We start from the raw sequence: 17,036 nt of genomic DNA on the forward strand, positions 1-17,036 counted from the left end.
CGACGGGGGGAGGTGGCGTGGACGAACTGTGCGGGCCGCTTCCTCGTGCGGTGGGTGTCGGCGGCGGGGCCTAGGGTCTGGGAAATGAGCGAAGAGCGAGCACGCGCCGCACTCGAGGCGTCCGGGATCGACTTCACCATCACCCGGCACGGCCCGGTGGGCTCTCTCGACGAGGCTGCTGCGGCACGGGGGATCGACCCGGCGAACATCGTCAAGACGCTCGTGGTCCGTCGTGGTGACGACGACTACCTGTTCGTCCTGGTGCCCGGAGACCGGACCATCTCGTGGCCCAAGCTCAGGGCCCTCCTGGGCGTCTCGCGACTGTCCATGCCGGACAAGGACGTCGCCCGCGAGGTCACCGGGTACGAGCGCGGCACCATCACGCCGTTCGGTTCCACGACCGCGTGGCCGGTCGTCGCGGACACGCGCGTCGTCTTCCGGGAAGCGGGCTCCACCGCGGCGGAGAGCGCCGTCGGGCAGGACGAGACGGTGGTGGACCTCCTCGGCGAACCGGGCGGCGCTGCGCCGCTCGTCTCGATCGGCGGGGGCGCGTTCGGCGTCGCGGCGACCGTCGACGGGGCCCGACTCGCGGCCGTCCTGGGCGCGCAGGTCGCGGACGTGACCGAGCCGGTCTAGCCTCACAGGGTTTGACCATCACGGGCCCCGACCCCGGGAACACCGTTCATTGCCCGATCGTTGACCAGGAGGACGGTCCGCGAGGACCAGCCTCACCGACTGACGGAGCACGAGAAAGCATGACCATCCCCAGCACCTTGGACGCAGGCATCACCTACGAGGCGACCCCGGAGGGCTCCCTCATCACGCTGTGGGGAGAGATCGACGCAGCCCTGCGGGACCGTGCGAGCGACGCGATGGCGCAGGTCATCACGCATCCAGGTCCCGTGACGATCGACGTCGGCCAGGTGACCTTCATCGACTCCTCGGGCATCGCCTTCATCCTGCAGGTCTACATGCTGGGTTCCGAGGACGGACGCCCCGTGGTCCTGCAGGACCCGACGAGCACGCTCGAGGACCTGCTCGAGATGATCGGCATGGCGGGCACCATCCCCATCGTGAGGACGGCCTCCGCAGGGTCCTAGACGTCGTCTCGACGGTCCTCGATCGCCGGCGGGGTGCCCCACGGGGCGGCAGCGTCGGTCGGCCGTTCGGGCTCGATCCGGTGGCGGACCGGCGCCTCGACCTGCTGCGTCCCGTCGGGGGCGGGGAGCTCCTGCGGCAGCTTCTGCCGGAACGCCGAGAAGTACAGCCCCACCAGCACCCCGCCGACCATCATGATCGGGAGCTGGGCGGCGCTGAACCACATGGCCGAGGAGGCCACGAGCAGACCGAACGTGACGGGGACGGCGACGTCCAGGGTCCTGCGGTCCACGAGGGCCTCCGGTGCTCATCGGTGTGATCGAGGAGCGTAGCGCGACGGGCCGGCCCGGCGGTGGGCGTGTCACGCTTCGGCGCTCGCGGTGCTGTGGGTGGCTCGGGCTACCGTTCGGGTCATGCGCATCCTGCACACCTCGGACTGGCACCTCGGCCGGACGCTCCACGGGGTCGACCTGCTGGGCCACCAGGCGGCGTACCTGGACCACCTGGTCGAGGTGGTGCGCGCAGAGGGCGTGGGCGCGGTCCTCGTCGCGGGGGACGTGTACGACCGGGCGATCCCGCCGGTCGACGCCGTGAACCTGCTGTCGGACACGGTCGCGCGGCTCGCGGAGCACGCGGACGTCGTGCTGACGCCGGGGAACCACGACTCGGCGATCCGGTTGGGTTTCGGGGCGTCGCTCATGCGCCCGGGGGTCCACTTCCGGACCCGCGTGCCCGACGTCGGCGCGCCGGTGATCCTGGACCCCGCCTCGCGCGGTGGCTCGGGTGGGCAGGTCGCGGTCTACGCGGTGCCCTACCTCGACCCGGACGGCGTCCGGTGGGAGCTCGCGGACGGGTGCTGCGGGGAGCCCGACGGGCCCGGCGCGGGCCGGGCGACCGGACCGGCCACCGAGCAGCGCCCCCTGCCCCGCTCGCACGAGGCCGTGACGGCCGCGGCCATGCGGCGGATCGCGGCCGACGTGGTGGCCCGTCGTGAGAGCGCCACGGGCGACCCGATGCGGAACGTCGTCATGGCGCACGCGTTCGTCGTCGGCGGGCAGGCCTCGGAGTCGGAGCGGGACATCCGCTTGGGCGGTGTGGACTCGGTGCCCGCGGGGGTGTTCGGCGGGGTCGGGGTCGACTACGTGGCCCTGGGCCACCTGCACGGCCCCCAGAAGGTCACCGTGCCGAGCGATGTTTCACGTGAAACCACAGGCCAGGACGGTGCAACCGAGACCGTGGCCAGGTACTCGGGGTCGCCTCTCGCGTACTCGTTCTCGGAGATGCACCAGAAGAAGTCGACGGTCCTGGTGGACCTCGACGTGACCGGCGAGGCCCGGACGGAGCTCGTCCCCGCCCCGGTGCCGCGACGTCTCGCCGAGGTCAGCGGGACGCTCGACGAGCTGCTCGGGGAGGCCGGTGACGCGCACACCGACGACTGGCTGCGGGTGTTCGTGACGGACGACTCTCGGCCCACCGAGATGTATGCGCGCATTCGCGCGCGCTTCCCGCACGCGCTCCAGGTCCAGCACCGCCCGGCTCGGGGGGCCGAGCGCGAGGTGGTCTCGGTCGTCGGCTCGGGGCGTGACCCGCTCGAGGTGACCCACGAGTTCGTCCAGCACGTCACCGGATCGGGGCCGAGGACGACCGAGGCGGCAGCGCTGCGCTCGGCGCTCGAGCGGGCCCTCGCGAGCGAGCGGAGCGCCTGATGCACCTGCACTCCCTGACCCTCCAGGCCATCGGTCCCTTCGCGGGAACCCACCGGATCGACTTCGCCGAGCTCGCGACCTCGGGGATCTTTCTGCTCGAGGGACCCACAGGTGCAGGCAAGTCGACCATCATCGACGCCGTGGTCTTCGCGCTCTACGGCAAGGTCGCGTCCGAGGCGGCGAGCGAGGACCGGCTGCGGTCGGCCTATGCGCCGCCCGAGGTCGAGTCGTTCGTCGACCTCGTGTTCGAGACGGGCTCCGGCGTGTACCGCGTGCGGCGCAGCCCCGAGTTCCAGCGCCCCAAGAAGCGCGGCACCGGGACCACGACGCAACAGGCTGGCGTCAGGCTCTGGCGGCTCGCAGGGGCCGACCAGGCAGGGCTCGTGGCGGGTGCGGCCCCTGGGCAGGGTGCGCCGTGGGGCGACTCGGACGACGTCCCGGGTGAGCTGCTCTCGACGAGGCTCGACGAGGCCGGGCTCGAGATCCAACGGGCCATCGGTCTCGACCGACGACAGTTCGTCCAGACCATCGTGCTCCCGCAGGGAGAGTTCGCGAACTTCCTCCGGGCCGACCCCGAGCACCGCCGCGACCTGCTGCAGAAGGTCTTCGGCACCGAGATCTACGACAGGGTGCAGAGCGAGCTCGCGGCCCTGAACCGCGAGGCACAGAGCGCGGTGGCCGCGGCCAGGTCGGTCGCCGCGGGGTCCGTCGAGAGCTTCGTCGGCGCGGCGGGGCTCTCGAGCGAGGACGCTGGGGCGCTGCGCGAGGCCGCGCGGGACGACGCACGGCTCGCGGGTCCTGTCGACCAGACCCCGGTCCCGGACGCCGACCTGTTCGCGGTCGCGGACCTCGCCGCCGGGGAGAACACGAGGACGCTCGCACCCGTCGAACCCGAGGCCTCGGTCCGGACTCTCGTCCACCGGCACGTCGTCGCGCTCGAGCGCACCGCATCAGAGCTCGGCGCGCAGGAGATCACGGCCAACACCGCGCTCGTCGCGGCCCGCGAGGCCTTCGAGGCCGCCCGTACCGTGAGCGCCGCAGCGGTGCGACGCGACGCGCTGCTCGCCGAGCAGGCCGCCCTCGACGCCGCAGCCGACCAGGTCGCGCTCGACCGGGAGACCCTCGCGGCCGCGCGTCGTGCCGCCGTGGTGGAACCCGTGCTCGCCGGCGCGCGCCGGGCAGCGGACGAGGCCACCGCTGCCCAGGAGCGCCTGCTCCTCGCGAGGACCGGCGTGCCCGAGTCGTTGGCGGTGTCCGACGTGTCGGCTCTCGAGGTGCTGCGGTCGAGCCTGTCCGCAGCCGAGGCGCGACTGGTCCGGCTGCTGCCGCTGGGCGAGTCGCTCCCGCGCCGTGAGCGCGAGCTGGTCGACGGTCGCAAGGAGACCGACCGCGAGCGCGAGGAGCGCACGCGGACGCTCGCCGACCTCGAGGCCCGTCCTGCGGCTCGCGCGCTGCTCGAAGCCCGGCGGGACGCCCTCGCCGACGCCGCAGGTCGGCTCGGCGAGCGCCAGGAGAGGGTGCTCGCCGCCGAGTCCGTGCTGCGTGCCGCACGTCAGGCCGTCGCGACGGCCGCTGACCTCGACGCCGCGCGCGAGCGGCAGGACACCGCGGTCGCGGCAGCGCGCACGGCCGCGGACACCGAGCACGCCCTGCGGACGGCCTGGCTCGGAGGGATCGCCGGAGACCTCGCGGCAGAGCTCGAGCCCGGCTGCCCCTGCCCGGTCTGCGGCGCCGAGGAGCACCCCGCTCCGGCCCGCACCGGCGCCGAGCACGTCGGGCGGGACGCGGTCGAGGCGGCGGAGACCGCTCGTCGTGGCGCGGAGCAGTCCGTGACCGAGGTCTCGGCCGAGGTGGCCACCCTCGCCGAGCGGCTCGACGGGCTCCTCCGGACGGCAGGCGGAGTGACGCCCGACGACGCCCTCCAGGCGGTCGACGCGGCCAAGGCGCTGGTCGCCGAGTCCTCCGCCGCGGTCGCCGAGCGAGCCGCGGCCGCGACCGCTCTCACGGACTTCGACACCGAGACCGCAGCGCTGACCGCCCTGGCTGCGGGGCTCGCCGAGCGGATCGCGGGCGAGACCGCGCGCCTCGACGCGCTCGCGGCGGGGATCGAGCGGGACCGCCAGGAGATCGCCGCCGAGCTCGACGCGACCGGGCCGCTCCTCGCGGACGCCGCCCTGCCCGACGCACTGGCCGACGAGGGGTCCCCTGCCAACCCCGTCGCAGTCATCGAGGCGGCCCTCCGGGACCGTGGCCTCGCGGTCACCGCGCTCCTCGATGCCGAGTCCGCCGTGGCCCGCACGTCCGACGCCGTGGCCGCCCGCGCGGCCGAGGTCGCGACGGTCGTCGCCGAGGCCGGGTTCGACGACGAGCAGCACGCGATCGACGCGGTCCGTCCGCCCGCGGAGCGGGAAGCCCTCGAACGGCGCCTGCGTGCCGCGGACGCCGACGCCGAGCGCGTCCGCCGAGGGCTCGCCGAGGAGTCGATCGCGACCCTGCCCGCGGACGTGGAGGTCGACCTCGCGGGGGCGCGTGACGTCGTCGGGCAGGCGGAGACCGCCGAACGGCGAGCCGCCCTCCATGCCAACGATGCTGCACAGCGTGCACGGCTCGCCGCGCGCGCGGCGAGCGAGATCACCTCGGCCGTGGAGGGGTGGGTCCGCGAACGGGAGGCGGCAGCCCCCGTGGCCCGCATGGCGAGCCTCGCCGCCGGGTCCGGCCCGGACAACGCCAAGGCGCTCTCGCTCGCGACGTACGTGCTGGTCAGGCGCTTCGAGGACGTCGTCGCGGCAGCCAACGAGCGGCTCCGTGAGATGTCCGACGGGCGCTACGAGCTCGAACGCTCCGACGAGAAGGAGGACGTCCGGACGCGCCGGACCGGGCTCGCGATGAAGGTCCTCGACCACCGCACCGAGGCGGCACGCGACCCGCGGACGCTCTCGGGCGGCGAGACGTTCTACGTGTCGCTGTGCCTCGCACTCGGCATGGCCGACGTCGTGACGGCCGAGGCGGGCGGCGTGGACCTCGGCACCCTGTTCGTCGACGAGGGGTTCGGCACGCTCGACCCCGAGACCCTCGAGGCGGTGCTCGGCGAGCTGGGCAAGCTCCGCGCGGGTGGCCGGGTCGTCGGCGTGGTGTCCCACGTCGACGCGCTCAAGCAGTCGATCGCCGAGCGCATCGAGGTCAGGCGCCTGCCGAACGGCGCCAGCACGCTCGCGGTGCGGGCGTAGCACCGGGCGGGCGGGGCAGCGTTGTCACAACCCCGTCCCCTCGGCGCTCCCTCCTAAGGTCGGCCCCCGCAAGGCGTCGCCGGCAAGGAAGGGAGGACACCATGGACGACCACCGCCTGGACCGCGAGCTGCGCCGCATGGAGATCATCGCGCGCCTCGAGACGCTGCGGGTCGCGGGCCGCGAACGACCGCAGGGCGCCCAGCGCCGTCTCCTCGCGGTCTCGGTGCGCGCCCAGGAGATGCGCCCGCGCCTGCCGTGACCCGGCCGGCGGGACCCGGCCGGCCCACCCGGCCCGGGCTCCCGGGGATCAGCCGCCGAGCTCCCGCGCCCGCAGCAGCACCTCGTCGAGCATCTCGGGGGTCAGTCGCCCCGTGAAGGTGTTCTGCTGGCTCACGTGGAAGCACCCCAGCAGCGTCAGGTCGCGCCCGTCGGGGTGCGCGAGCCGCACCTCGGCCCCGTGCCCGAACCGCGGGCGAGGTCGCGGCACGTCCCACCCCTGGTCGTCGAGGGTCGCGAGGAGCGCCTGCCACCCGAAAGCGCCCAAGACCACCGCGACCCGCGGCCCGACGAGCTCGAGCTCGCGCCCCAGGTACGGCGCGCACGTGCGACGTTCGAGCGGGGTCGGCTTGTTGGCGGGCGGGGCGCAGTGCACGGGGGCCGTCACGCGGATGCCCGTCAGGGTGAGACCGTCGTCGGCCCGCACGGACGTCGGCTGGTTCGCGAACCCCGTGCGGTACATCGCCGCGAACAGGAAGTCGCCCGAGCGGTCGCCCGTGAACATGCGTCCCGTGCGGTTCGCGCCGTGCGCGGCCGGAGCCAGCCCGACGACGAGCACCCTCGCACGGTCGTCGCCGAACCCGGGCACGGGCCGCGCCCAGTAGGTGTCGTCGCGGAACGAGGCCCGCTTCACGGTCGCGACCTGCTCGCGCCACGCGACCAGGCGCGGGCAGGCCCGGCAGTCCACGAGCACGTCGTCGAGTGCCGCGACGCTCCCCGCGGAACGGGCCTGGAGGGGGTACGTGGCGTCGTCGGGCCCGACGGCGCCGCCCGCCTCGCGGGGCGCGTCGCCCCGCGGAGCGCTCACCGGCCGGACCAGGCCGGCGTCATGCCTGGGGCGTGACGAGCTGCTGCAGCGCCCAGGTGTTGCCGTCGGGGTCGGAGAAGTACGTGAAACGGCCCCAGGGCAGGTCCTCGACCGGCGGGGCGTCGATGCCGTGGTCGAGCAGGTGCTGACGCGCCTCGTCGGCGTCGGGCACGACGATCTGCAGGCCGCGCTGCCCGCCCGAGGGCATGTCGGTCATGTTGACGTCGAGCACGATCGAGCACGCCGAGCCCGGCGGGGTCAGCTGGACGAACCGCAGGTCGTCGTTGACGGGGATGTCGTGGTCGGGGTGGAAACCGACCTGGTCGACGTAGAAGGCCTTGGCCCGGTCGATGTCCGACACGGGCACGGGGACGAGCTCGAGCTTCCAGTCCATGGTCGTCGCTCCTGGTCTCTGCTGACGGTCGCGGCCCGTGGGAGACGGGCACACCTTCACCGTACGAAGAGAAGCGGTCACCCGCTGGCCGGGACCCCTGCGGAGCGGTCGTGCGGTGGGCGTCGCGACTCCGAGGAATCCGGACGCCCACCGCACGGTCGTCGAGCACCGGCACGGGGGCTCGACGGGGTCAGGTGCGCCTCGTCGCCGGGACCACCGGCGTCTCGGCCGCCGCCTCGGCGGCCTCGACCACCGCCTCGGCGGCCGCGACGACCCCGAGCTCGGAGACGTCGGAGACCACGACCAGCTCGTCGGCCTCGGCGTCCGCCGTGTCCGTGCCCGAGCCCGCGACGCCGTCGCCCGCGGCCGGGACGGCCCGCAGCGAGCGGCTCAGGCTCAGCAGGAGCAGGCCGGCGACAGAGATGACCCCGAACATGACCGCGGCCATGGTGATGGTGACGTCGCCGCCGATCAGCCCGGTCAGGGGCGCGATGCCCGCGCCGACGCCGAACTGCATGGCGCCCAGCAGGGCCGCCGCGCTGCCCGCGCGGTGGGCGTTGCGCTCGAGCGCGACCGCGGGGACCGACGGCATGACGAACCCGGCCGTTCCCAGCGTCAGGACGATCAGGGCGACCAGGACGGGGAGCCCCGCGCCGCTCAGGGTCGCGGCGAGCAACCCTGCCGACAGGACCATGCCGACCGGCACGATCACGCGCAAGATCTGCTCGGGCGTCACGCGTCCGACGAGCGCGCCGTTGACCTGGCTGCCGATCGTCACGGACACCGCGCCCGCACCGAAGATGATCGCGTACTGCTGCGCGCTCAGGCCGAACTGCTCCTGGAACACGAACGTCGACGCCGAGATGTAGGTGAACATCGCGGCCATGTAGAAGCCGCCGAGCAGAGCGAGGCCGAAGAACGACCAGTCGCGCACGAGCGACCCGTACGAGCGCAGGGCAGCCGACGTGCCACCCGTCCGCCGCATCTCGGCGGGCAGCGACTCCTTGAGCCGCAGGGCCGCGAGGACGAGCAGCAGCACGCCGAACACCGCGAGGGCCACGAACATCAGGCGCCACGAGCCCATGCGCAGGAACTGGGCCCCGATGGTCGGGGCCAGGATCGGGGCCACCCCCACGACGAGCATGAGGCGGGCGATGACCTTGCCGACCTGGAAGCCCTCGAAGTTGTCGCGCACGATCGCCATCGACAGGACCATGCCGGCCGCGGCCGTGAGGCCCTGGACGAACCGGAGCGCGGTGAGCATCTCGACGGACTGGACGAACACGATCCCGGCCGAGGCCAGGACGTAGAGCGAGAGCGCGGTCAGCAGCGGGAGTCGGCGCCCGATCGCGTCGGAGATCGAACCGATGAGGAGCTGACCCAGCGCGAGGCCAGCGAGGGTCGCGGTCAGGGTGAGCTGGATGCGGGACTCGGTCGTGCCGAGCTCCCGGACGATCTGCGGGAAGGCCGAGAGGTACAGGTCGATCGTGAGCGGGCCGATCGCCGTGAGCGCCGAGAGGAGCAGCACGAAGCCGACGGTGATGCGGGTGGCGCGGGTGGGGCGTGAAGCCGGAGGGGCTGACGGTGCTGACGGGTGGGAGACCGCGTCAGGGGTGGACGACGCTGGTGGTGGGGTGGCCATGACTGCGGCAACCCGCGCCGCCGGGTCGTTGTTCCCGGACGGCGTACGGCGTCCGGTGGCTGAGACGGGGCGCTGCCGTCGTGTGCCCGGCGCGCCCCGTCTCCTCCGGTGGTCAGCCCTCGGCGCGCGCGTCGCGCCAGGCGACCCACTGCTCGACGAGCGAGAGGTCGTACTCGGGGCCGCTGACCCCGACCGTCAGGAGCGTGGCCCCGAGGCCCACGAGCTCGTCGCCCACCTCGGCGGGCGGACGGTTCACCGCGACGGACCGCTCGACCAGCGAGGCCGTGTCGCGCCCGACGGCGGCGCCGTGCTCGTCGAGGATCGCGCTCTTGCGGGCGAGCGTCGCGGCGTCGCCGAACGAGTGCCACGCGGTCACGTGCTCGGCGACGATGCGCAAGGTCTTCCGCTCGCCCCCGCCCCCGACGAGGATCGGGATCTCGCGCGTGGGGGCCGGGTTGGACGCGGCCCAGCGGGCCTTGATGCGGGGGAGCGCGTCCGCGAGGTCCGCGATGCGCGAGCCCGCCGTGCCGAACTCGTAGCCGAACTGGTCGTAGTCCTTCTCGAACCAGCCCGCGCCGATCCCGAGGATCAGGCGTCCGCCCGAGATGTGGTCGACCGTGCGGGCCATGTCCGCGAGGAGCTCGGGGTTCCGGTAGCTGTTGCACGTGACGAGCGCGCCGATCTCGACGCGGCTCGTCTGCTCGGCCCACGCGCCGAGCATGGTCCAGCACTCGAAGTGCTTGCCGTCGGGGTCGCCCGAGAGCGGGAAGAAGTGGTCCCAGTTGAAGATCACGTCGACCCCGGCGTCCTCGGCGCGGGCCACCGCGTCACGGATCTGGGGGTAGTCGGCATGCTGGGGCTGGAGCTGGACGCCGATGCGCACGGGACGAGTCATGTCATTCAGCCTAAGCCGCGTGACATCGGGCATGTCGCCGGGAACACGGCGAACCTGCAGGACTCGGGCGGCGCCCGGTCGCCGTCCGCCGTGAGCGACACCGCAGGTCACGGATCCGCATCGTCCGCGGCATCGTCCGGTCTCGCCACCTACTGTGGGCGGATGAAGCGATGGTGGTGGTTGATCGGCGGGCTCGTCGTCCTGGTGCTCGTTCTCGTCGTGGTCGACCGCGTCGCGGTCCGCGTGACCGAGGGGGCCGCGGTGCGGTCCATGGAGCAGGAGGACGTCGAGCTCACGGACGCGAACCTCGACATCCAGGGCTTCCCGTTCCTGACGCAGGTGGTCGGTGGCGAGCTCGAGCACGTCACGGGCACGGCGGCGACGGCGACTTTCGGCGGGTACACCGTGTCCGACCTGCACATCGACGCCCGCGGTGTCTCGACGAGCGACCCGTACGTCCTGCGGTCGGGCACCGCGACGGGTCTCCTCTCGCCGTCGTCGCTCGACGCGGTCGCGAGCGAGGCGGCCGGGTCCCCGGTCACCTTCACCACGGACGGTGACCTGCTCGTCGCGAGCATGTCGGTCCTGGGCGTGGACCTGTCGGCCAGGCTCACGCCGCGGGTCGACGGCAACACCATCGCGGTCGACGTCGCGTCCCTGACCTTGGGCCCCGCGACGATCACGATCTCCGACCTCCCTCGCCCGATCGCGAACCTGCTGACGAACCTCCAGGTCCCGCTCGACCTCCCAACGGGCGTCACGCTGACCTCGGTCGGGGTCACGGACGGGGCCATCCGGGTCGAGCTGAGCGGGACGGACGTCGCGCTCGCGGACCTCGCGGCGTCGTGATCCGGGGGCGGTGAGCGGCGTGGTCGGCGACGGGGAAGGGGCGACGCCGCCCGACGCCGCCGCGGTCGTCGCGACCCGCCTGGGTGCGCACGGCCTCCGGGGAGCCGGCCTCCCGAGCCTGCGCGACGTCGTCGGGCACCTGGGGGCCGTCCAGTCCCAGGAGTTCCACCCGTCCCTGCGGGGGATCGCGCAGCGCACGGCGGGGACGCCGTCCGCGGCGGCCGCGCGCGAGGCGTTCTCCGCGGGAGACCTGGTGCGCACGCACGTCCTGCGCCCCACGTGGCACACCGTCCTGCCCGACGACGTCCGCTGGCTCCTGCAGCTCACCGCACCCCGGGTGCACCGCCTCAACCGTCCGTACTACCCGGACCTGGGCGGACCCGCGCAGGACGCGGCCGCGACCGACCTGCTCGCCGGCGCGGTCGCGGGTGGCCGGCACCGGACCCGGGCTGAGCTCGCGGCGCTGCTCGCCTCGCACGGGCTGCCCTCGTCCGGCATCCCGTTCACGTACATCCTGATGCGGGCCGAGCTCGACCGGGTCGTGATCAGCGGCGCGCTGCGCGGCAAGCAGCAGACGTACGCGGCGTTCGACGAGCGCGTGCCGGCCGGGTACGGGCCCCTCGGGTCGACGTTCGACGAGGACGCGGCGCTGGCCGAGCTCCTGCGGCGCTACCTGCGCAGCCGCGGGCTCGCGACCGTCAAGGACTTCGCGGGCTGGTCGGGCCTCACGATGACCCGCACGCGGGAGGGGCTCGCGGCGCTGGGGGCAGAGGTCGAGCAGGTCGTCGGGACCGGGGACGCGGCGACCGGGCTGGTCCTCTGGCGGCTGGTCGACGGGCCGCCCCTGACCGGCGCCGCGGGGGATGTACAAGTGGACCTGCTCCAGGGGTACGACGAGTACTTCGTGTCGTACAAGGACAGCCGGGACCTGGCCCGCGACCCGCTCTCGGCAGAGGCGCCTGCCGTCCTTCCGCTCCGGCTGCCCGGCACGGAGGAGTCGCCGTTCCTGCACGTCGTCGCGGTGGACGGTCGGGTCGTCGGGCGATGGCGGCAGGTCCTGACCGCACGGTCGCTGCGGCTCGACACCCAGCTCTTCCGGCCGCTGACGCGGGCCGAGCAGCGCGGGTTCCTGGTCCAGGCGGAGCGCCTCGCAGCGCACTGGGACGTGGAGCTCGAGGAGACCTGACCGTCCTGACGGCCGCCGTGGCACGCTGGACCCATGACCGCTCTCGCCCCGGGAACGGCGCTGACCATCGCTGAAGCGGCCGCGTCGTCGGGCCTCACCGTCCACACCCTGCGCTACTACGAGCGCGACGGGCTCATGCTCGACGCCGTCGAGCGTGCCCCGTCCGGGCACCGGCGCTACACGGCTCGCGACCTCGACTGGCTCGTGCTCCTCACGCGGCTGCGCGGGACGGGCATGCCGATCCGCGAGGTGCGCGCGTACGCGGACCTGGTCCGCGCGGGGCAGGGCAACGAGGCCGAGCGTCTGCGTCTGCTGCACGCGCACCGCGAGCGCGTGCGCGCCGAGCTCGCGGCCGTGCAGGAGCATCTCGAGGCGATCGAGCGCAAGATCGACGTCTACGAAGGGCGGACCGGGAGCCGCTGAGGACGCCCGCCCTCTTGACCTCGAGCGCACTCGAAGTCGCAGGCTGGGGTCATGACGGACACCATCGCGACACGACACCTCCCCACCCACACCCTCGGCAGCGCCGAGAACGGGACACTGCTCGAGGTCGGGGCAGTGGGCCTCGGCTGCATGGGCATGTCGGCCTTCTACGGCGCCACGAGCGGCGAGGGCTCGCCCACCGACGAGACCTCGATCGCCACGATCCACCGCGCCCTCGACCTGGGCGTGACCCTCCTCGACACGGCCGACATGTACGGCCCGCACACCAACGAGCGCCTCGTCGGCCGCGCGCTCCGCAGCTCCGGGGTGGCCCGGGACGACGTCGTGGTCGCGACCAAGTTCGGGATCGCGCGGGCCGGGGCGAGCGCGAGCGACCGGACGATCGACGGACGACCCGAGTACGTGCGCCAAGCCGTCGACGGCAGCCTGCAGCGGCTCGGCCTCGACCACATCGACCTCTACTACCAGCACCGCGTCGACCCCCAGGTGCCCATCGAGGACACCGTGGGCGCCATGGCCGAGCTCGTGCAGGCGGGCAAGGTCCGCCACCTCGGCCTGTCCGAGGCCGCGCCCGAGACCATCCGGCGCGCGCACGCCGTCCACCCCCTCACGGCTCTCCAGACCGAGTACTCGCTGTGGTCGCGCGACGTCGAGGCGCAGATCCTGCCGACCCTGCGCGAGCTGGGCATCGGGCTCGTCCCGTACTCGCCCCTCGGGCGCGGTTTTCTCACGGGCACCATCTCGTCGGTCGACGGGCTCACCGAGAACGACTACCGCCGGACCAACCCGCGCTTCGTGGGCGACGCGCTCGACGCCAACCTCGCGCTCGTCGCCCAGGTCCGTGAGCTCGCGGCGGCGCGAGGCATCACGGCCGGGCAGCTCGCTCTGGCCTGGGTCCTGGCGCAGGGGCACGACGTGGTCCCGATCCCCGGCACCAAGCGCGTGCGGTACCTCGAGGAGAACGTCGCCGCGGCGGCCGTCGAGCTCGCTCCCGAGGACCTCGCGGCGCTCGACGCGGTGCTCCCCGCCGGGGCCGCCGCAGGAGACCGGTACCTGGACATGTCGCCGCTGAACGGCTGACGACGGGCTGGTCGGGAGCGTGCCGGCCGAGGCGACGGGCGCACCCCGGGGGCGGCGCGCCGTCGGGCACGGTCAGGGCTAGGTGCCGAACCGAAACCCCTCCGTGACGCGAGCGAGACGTATCGCCCCTAGAGTGGCGCGCCACGACGTACCCACCCGATCGGAGCTCTCATGCGCAAGATGCCACTCCTCGTCGCCCTCACGGCCGCGGCGACCCTGGCCCTCACGGCCTGCACGGACGCCTCCCAGCCCGCCGACTCCCCGTCCACCGGGTCTGCGGGCGAGACCTCCACGGAAGCGCCGTTCGACCTCACGTCGATCCAGAAGGACGACGCCGCCGCGGCCCTGCTGCCGGCCGAGATCGCGAGCGCGGGCAAGCTCGTCGTCGCGTCCAACACCGAGTACGCGCCCGCCGAGTTCATCGACGCGGACGGCCGGACGCCGGTCGGCTACGACATCGACATCATCACCGCGGTGGGTGCGGTCCTGGGGCTCGAGGTCGTGATCGAGTCGGCCGACTTCCCGGCGATCATCCCGGCGCTGGGCAGCAAGTACGACGTCGGCATCTCGTCGTTCACCATCACGACCGAGCGCATGGCCGAGGCCAACATGGTCAGCTACTTCAACGCGGGCGAGGCGTTCTCGGTCCAGAAGGGCAACCCCAAGAACGTCGACCCGACGAACATCTGCGGGCTGACGGTCGCCGTGCAGACTGGAACGGTCGAGGACGAGGGCGCCGAGGAGATCAGCTCGACGTGCGTCGAGGACGGCGAGCAGCCGCTCGAGGTCCTGCGCTACGACAACCAGGCCGACGCGACGACCAACCTCGTGGGCGGCAAGGCCGACATCATGTACGCCGACTCGCCCATCGTGTCCTACGCGATCGAGCAGACGAACGGGGAGATCGAGCAGATCGGCGACGTGTTCGACTCGGCACCCCAGGGGATCGTGACCGCGAAGGCGGACACCGAGCTCGCGGCCGCGATCCAGGCCGCGCTCACGGTCCTGATGGAGGACGGCACGTTCACCGACATCCTGGCCTCGTGGGGCAACGACGCGGGCGCGCTCGACGAGTCGGTCGTCAACCCGCCGGCTTCCTGAGCCGAGCGGGGCATCGGACCCCGAGGCCGGTCGGGCTGCTCCACGGAGCTGCCCGACCGGCCTCGGTGCCCGGCCTCCACCCGGTGCGCGACGCGCACCCGGCCCCCGGCAGAACGGCGTCGTTTTGCCAGTCGGGGCGCCCGCGCGGGAAACTGGGAGGGCAACGGTGCGGCGCCGCTCCGTGCTGCCCGCGCTGCACGGTGTCACGACCCACCCCCCTGAGGTCGGCGCCGGAGCTCACCACCATGAAACGGGAGACCCCCATGCGCAGGCTGCCTGCTCTCACCGCCCTGACCGCCCTCGTCGCGACCTTCGCGCTCACGGCGTGCACCGACGCGTCCACGGACTCGAGCGCGAGCCCCACCGACGGCGGTTCGTCCGCAGCGTCGTTCGACCCGTCGACCATCGCCAAGGACGAGACGATCGCCGCGATGCTCCCGGCCGACGTCGTCGAGGCCGGCCTCCTGACGGTCGGCACCAACGCCACGTACGCCCCCGCCGAGTTCATCGGTGACGACGGCAAGACGATCGTCGGCTACGACGTCGACCTGGCCAAGGCCGTCGGCGCCGTCCTGGGTCTCGACGTCGAGGTCACCAACGCCGACTTCGCCTCGATCATCCCGGCGATCGGCAGCAAGTACGACATCGGCGTCTCGGGCTTCACGATCACCCCCGAGCGCCTGGCCGAGGTCAACATGGTCAGCTACTTCCGTGCGGGCGAGGCGTTCGCCGTGGCCCAGGGCAACCCCAAGGACGTCGACCCCGCCGACGTGTGCGGCCTGAGCATCGCCGTCCAGACGGGCACGGTCGAGGACGAGGCGCTCGACGGCCTCATGGCTGACTGCGAGGCCGCGGGCAAGCCCGACATCACGCCGCTGCGCTACGCGAGCCAGGCCGACGTCACGACCAACCTGGTGGGCGGCAAGGCCGACGTCATGTACGCGGACTCGCAGGTCGTGGCCTACGCCGTGACCCAGACGGGCGGCCAGATCGAGCAGCTCGGCGACATCTTCGCCGACTCGCTGCACGGCATCGCGATCGCCAAGGACGACACCGCGCTCGCGCAGGCCGTCCAGGCCGCGGTCCAGAAGCTCATCGACGACAGCGACTACACCACGATCCTCGACGCCTGGGGCAACGCCTCCGGTGCGGTGACCACGGCCGAGCTCAACCCCGTGGTCTCCTGAGCTGATCCCCTGACAGAACAGAGGTAGCCATGGCCCAGCCGCCCAGCACCCCATCGCCCGACGGACCGCCGAGCGGGGGCTCGTCGAGCCTCGGCACGGCGTCCGCGCCTGCCGACCGGATACCGGAGCGCATCCACGCGGTCCCGGTGCCCCGGCCGGGACGCTGGGCGGCGGCCGTGGTCCTCCTCGTCCTGGCGGCCATGGCCGTCCACGGCCTGGTCACGAACGAGAAGTTCCGGTGGGACGTCGTCTGGCTCTACCTGCGGGACGTGCAGATCATGCGCGGCGTGGGCTGGACCCTGATCCTGACGTTCTCCTCGATGGCCATCGCGGTCGTGCTCGCGGTGATCCTCGCGGTCATGCGTCGCTCGGACAACCCGGTCATGCGGGCGACGAGCTGGTTCTACATCTGGTTCTTCCGCGGTACCCCGATCTACACCCAGCTCGTGTTCTGGGGTCTGATCTCGGTCCTGTACCCCAAGCTGAGCCTGGGCATCCCGTTCGGTCCCGAGTGGTTCGTGTTCGACACCGCGGACCTCATCACCGCAGCGCGCGCCGCGATCCTGGGCCTCGCGCTCAACGAGGCCGCGTACCTCGCGGAGATCGTCCGCGCGGGCCTGGGCTCGGTGGACCCGGGCCAGGCCGAGGCCGCGAAGGCCCTCGGCATGAAGGACGGCAAGATCCTGCGGCGCATCATCCTGCCGCAGGCCATGCGCGTGATCGTCCCGCCGACGGGCAACGAGACCATCTCGATGCTCAAGACCACGTCGCTGGTCCTCGCCGTGCCGTTCAGCCTGGACCTGACGTTCGCGTCGAACGCGATCGCGAACCGCATCTTCCTGCCGATCCCGCTGCTCATGGTCGCGGCGATCTGGTACCTGCTGATCACGAGCATCCTCATGGTCGGCCAGCACTACATCGAGCAGTACTACGGGCGCGGGTTCGGCTCGTCGACGGGCACGAGCCGCCGTCGCAAGCCGGGCAAGGGCCCCACGAAGCCGAGCAAGCAGGAGGCGATAGCGGCGTCGGGCACGACCGCGAACGCCGACCCCTTCCTGGAGGTGACCCCGTGACCGCGGACGCTCTCGACCACCCGTCCGGCGCTGCGACCGCGGCGTCAGGCCCGACGGCGGCACGCGCCG

Annotated in this window: 17 protein-coding genes; 12 read left to right on the forward strand and 5 right to left on the reverse strand. The window is 73.0% G+C overall.

The annotated features are described in order from the left end of the window. Positions 1 to 84 precede the first annotated feature (84 nt). Positions 85 to 636 carry an aminoacyl-tRNA deacylase gene (locus ACFWGN_RS03475; RefSeq protein WP_377615685.1) on the forward strand — a complete coding sequence of 184 codons (552 nt, stop codon included), beginning with the start codon at positions 85 to 87 and terminating at the stop codon, positions 634 to 636. Between the two features lie 119 nt (positions 637 to 755). Then, positions 756 to 1,100: an STAS domain-containing protein gene (locus tag ACFWGN_RS03480; RefSeq protein WP_191803749.1), complete on the forward strand. Its 345-nt coding sequence runs from the start codon at positions 756 to 758 to the stop codon at positions 1,098 to 1,100. Here the strand turns inward: ACFWGN_RS03480 and ACFWGN_RS03485 are convergent. Then, the gene (locus ACFWGN_RS03485) at positions 1,097 to 1,390 is read right to left on the reverse strand and encodes a hypothetical protein (RefSeq protein WP_377615686.1); all 294 of its coding nucleotides are present in this window, start codon (positions 1,388 to 1,390) and stop codon (positions 1,097 to 1,099) included. The genes ACFWGN_RS03480 and ACFWGN_RS03485 overlap by 4 nt on opposite strands. 121 nt (positions 1,391 to 1,511) lie before the next feature. Here ACFWGN_RS03485 and ACFWGN_RS03490 point away from each other — a divergent pair, with 121 nt between their 5' ends. From ACFWGN_RS03490 to ACFWGN_RS03500, 3 genes are all read left to right on the forward strand, one after another. Further along, positions 1,512 to 2,804, forward strand: a complete 1,293-nt coding sequence (locus tag ACFWGN_RS03490) for an exonuclease SbcCD subunit D (protein ID WP_377615687.1) — start codon at positions 1,512 to 1,514, stop codon at positions 2,802 to 2,804. Further along, positions 2,804 to 6,031, forward strand: coding sequence for an AAA family ATPase (locus tag ACFWGN_RS03495; protein WP_377615688.1), 3,228 nt, complete (start codon positions 2,804 to 2,806; stop codon positions 6,029 to 6,031). Before ACFWGN_RS03490 ends, ACFWGN_RS03495 begins: the two co-directional genes overlap by 1 nt. A 101-nt stretch (positions 6,032 to 6,132) precedes the next feature. Next, complete coding sequence (locus ACFWGN_RS03500; RefSeq protein ID WP_191803757.1) at positions 6,133 to 6,291, forward strand: hypothetical protein; 159 nt, start codon at positions 6,133 to 6,135, stop codon at positions 6,289 to 6,291. Between the two features lie 48 nt (positions 6,292 to 6,339). Here ACFWGN_RS03500 and ACFWGN_RS03505 read toward each other — a convergent pair whose 3' ends face one another. The 4 genes from ACFWGN_RS03505 to ACFWGN_RS03520 form a co-directional block, all read right to left on the reverse strand. Next, positions 6,340 to 7,116: a uracil-DNA glycosylase gene (locus ACFWGN_RS03505; protein WP_377615689.1), complete on the reverse strand. Its 777-nt coding sequence runs from the start codon at positions 7,114 to 7,116 to the stop codon at positions 6,340 to 6,342. 19 nt (positions 7,117 to 7,135) lie between these two features. Beyond that, positions 7,136 to 7,510: a VOC family protein gene (locus tag ACFWGN_RS03510; RefSeq protein ID WP_191803762.1), complete on the reverse strand. Its 375-nt coding sequence runs from the start codon at positions 7,508 to 7,510 to the stop codon at positions 7,136 to 7,138. 190 nt (positions 7,511 to 7,700) lie between these two features. Further along, positions 7,701 to 9,038 carry a multidrug effflux MFS transporter gene (locus ACFWGN_RS03515; protein ID WP_377615690.1) on the reverse strand — a complete coding sequence of 446 codons (1,338 nt, stop codon included), beginning with the start codon at positions 9,036 to 9,038 and terminating at the stop codon, positions 7,701 to 7,703. A 226-nt stretch (positions 9,039 to 9,264) separates the two neighbouring features. After that, complete coding sequence (locus ACFWGN_RS03520; protein WP_377615691.1) at positions 9,265 to 10,047, reverse strand: LLM class F420-dependent oxidoreductase; 783 nt, start codon at positions 10,045 to 10,047, stop codon at positions 9,265 to 9,267. 162 nt (positions 10,048 to 10,209) lie between these two features. Here ACFWGN_RS03520 and ACFWGN_RS03525 point away from each other — a divergent pair, with 162 nt between their 5' ends. The 7 genes from ACFWGN_RS03525 (at position 10,210) to ACFWGN_RS03555 (ending at position 16,967) form a co-directional block, all read left to right on the forward strand. Further along, positions 10,210 to 10,896, forward strand: a complete 687-nt coding sequence (locus ACFWGN_RS03525; RefSeq protein ID WP_191803768.1) for a DUF2993 domain-containing protein — start codon at positions 10,210 to 10,212, stop codon at positions 10,894 to 10,896. A gap of 10 nt (positions 10,897 to 10,906) precedes the next feature. After that, positions 10,907 to 12,082: a winged helix DNA-binding domain-containing protein gene (locus ACFWGN_RS03530; RefSeq protein WP_377615692.1), complete on the forward strand. Its 1,176-nt coding sequence runs from the start codon at positions 10,907 to 10,909 to the stop codon at positions 12,080 to 12,082. A gap of 33 nt (positions 12,083 to 12,115) precedes the next feature. Then, the gene (locus ACFWGN_RS03535) at positions 12,116 to 12,505 is read left to right on the forward strand and encodes a MerR family transcriptional regulator (RefSeq protein WP_377615693.1); all 390 of its coding nucleotides are present in this window, start codon (positions 12,116 to 12,118) and stop codon (positions 12,503 to 12,505) included. Positions 12,506 to 12,556: 51 nt separating this feature from the next. Further along, positions 12,557 to 13,606 (forward strand): aldo/keto reductase, encoded by a 1,050-nt coding sequence (locus ACFWGN_RS03540; protein ID WP_377615694.1) that lies wholly within the window; start codon positions 12,557 to 12,559, stop codon positions 13,604 to 13,606. 171 nt (positions 13,607 to 13,777) lie between these two features. Continuing rightward, entirely contained in the window at positions 13,778 to 14,707 is a 930-nt protein-coding gene (locus ACFWGN_RS03545) for an ABC transporter substrate-binding protein (RefSeq protein WP_191803774.1), read from the forward strand. Between the two features lie 263 nt (positions 14,708 to 14,970). Next, positions 14,971 to 15,894: an ABC transporter substrate-binding protein gene (locus tag ACFWGN_RS03550; RefSeq protein WP_377615695.1), complete on the forward strand. Its 924-nt coding sequence runs from the start codon at positions 14,971 to 14,973 to the stop codon at positions 15,892 to 15,894. Positions 15,895 to 15,923: 29 nt separating this feature from the next. Next, positions 15,924 to 16,967, forward strand: a complete 1,044-nt coding sequence (locus tag ACFWGN_RS03555) for an amino acid ABC transporter permease (RefSeq protein ID WP_191803777.1) — start codon at positions 15,924 to 15,926, stop codon at positions 16,965 to 16,967. Positions 16,968 to 17,036: the final 69 nt, after the last annotated feature.

Source organism: Oerskovia sp. NPDC060338 (assembly GCF_042726295.1).
GTDB lineage: Bacteria > Actinomycetota > Actinomycetes > Actinomycetales > Cellulomonadaceae > Oerskovia > Oerskovia merdavium.

Excerpts from the sequence above, each read along its gene's own strand:
- ACFWGN_RS03490 (WP_377615687.1), top strand. The coding sequence starts at position 1,512 with ATGCGCATCCTGCACACCTCGGACTGGCACCTCGGCCGGACGCTCCAC.
- ACFWGN_RS03525 (WP_191803768.1), top strand. The coding sequence starts at position 10,210 with ATGAAGCGATGGTGGTGGTTGATCGGCGGGCTCGTCGTCCTGGTGCTC.
- ACFWGN_RS03550 (WP_377615695.1), top strand. The coding sequence starts at position 14,971 with ATGCGCAGGCTGCCTGCTCTCACCGCCCTGACCGCCCTCGTCGCGACC.
- ACFWGN_RS03545 (WP_191803774.1), top strand. The coding sequence starts at position 13,778 with ATGCGCAAGATGCCACTCCTCGTCGCCCTCACGGCCGCGGCGACCCTG.
- ACFWGN_RS03480 (WP_191803749.1), top strand. The coding sequence starts at position 756 with ATGACCATCCCCAGCACCTTGGACGCAGGCATCACCTACGAGGCGACC.
- ACFWGN_RS03555 (WP_191803777.1), top strand. The coding sequence starts at position 15,924 with ATGGCCCAGCCGCCCAGCACCCCATCGCCCGACGGACCGCCGAGCGGG.
- ACFWGN_RS03495 (WP_377615688.1), top strand. The coding sequence starts at position 2,804 with ATGCACCTGCACTCCCTGACCCTCCAGGCCATCGGTCCCTTCGCGGGA.
- ACFWGN_RS03520 (WP_377615691.1), bottom strand. The coding sequence starts at position 10,047 with ATGACTCGTCCCGTGCGCATCGGCGTCCAGCTCCAGCCCCAGCATGCC.
- ACFWGN_RS03535 (WP_377615693.1), top strand. The coding sequence starts at position 12,116 with ATGACCGCTCTCGCCCCGGGAACGGCGCTGACCATCGCTGAAGCGGCC.
- ACFWGN_RS03500 (WP_191803757.1), top strand. The coding sequence starts at position 6,133 with ATGGACGACCACCGCCTGGACCGCGAGCTGCGCCGCATGGAGATCATC.
- ACFWGN_RS03510 (WP_191803762.1), bottom strand. The coding sequence starts at position 7,510 with ATGGACTGGAAGCTCGAGCTCGTCCCCGTGCCCGTGTCGGACATCGAC.
- ACFWGN_RS03475 (WP_377615685.1), top strand. The coding sequence starts at position 85 with ATGAGCGAAGAGCGAGCACGCGCCGCACTCGAGGCGTCCGGGATCGAC.
- ACFWGN_RS03540 (WP_377615694.1), top strand. The coding sequence starts at position 12,557 with ATGACGGACACCATCGCGACACGACACCTCCCCACCCACACCCTCGGC.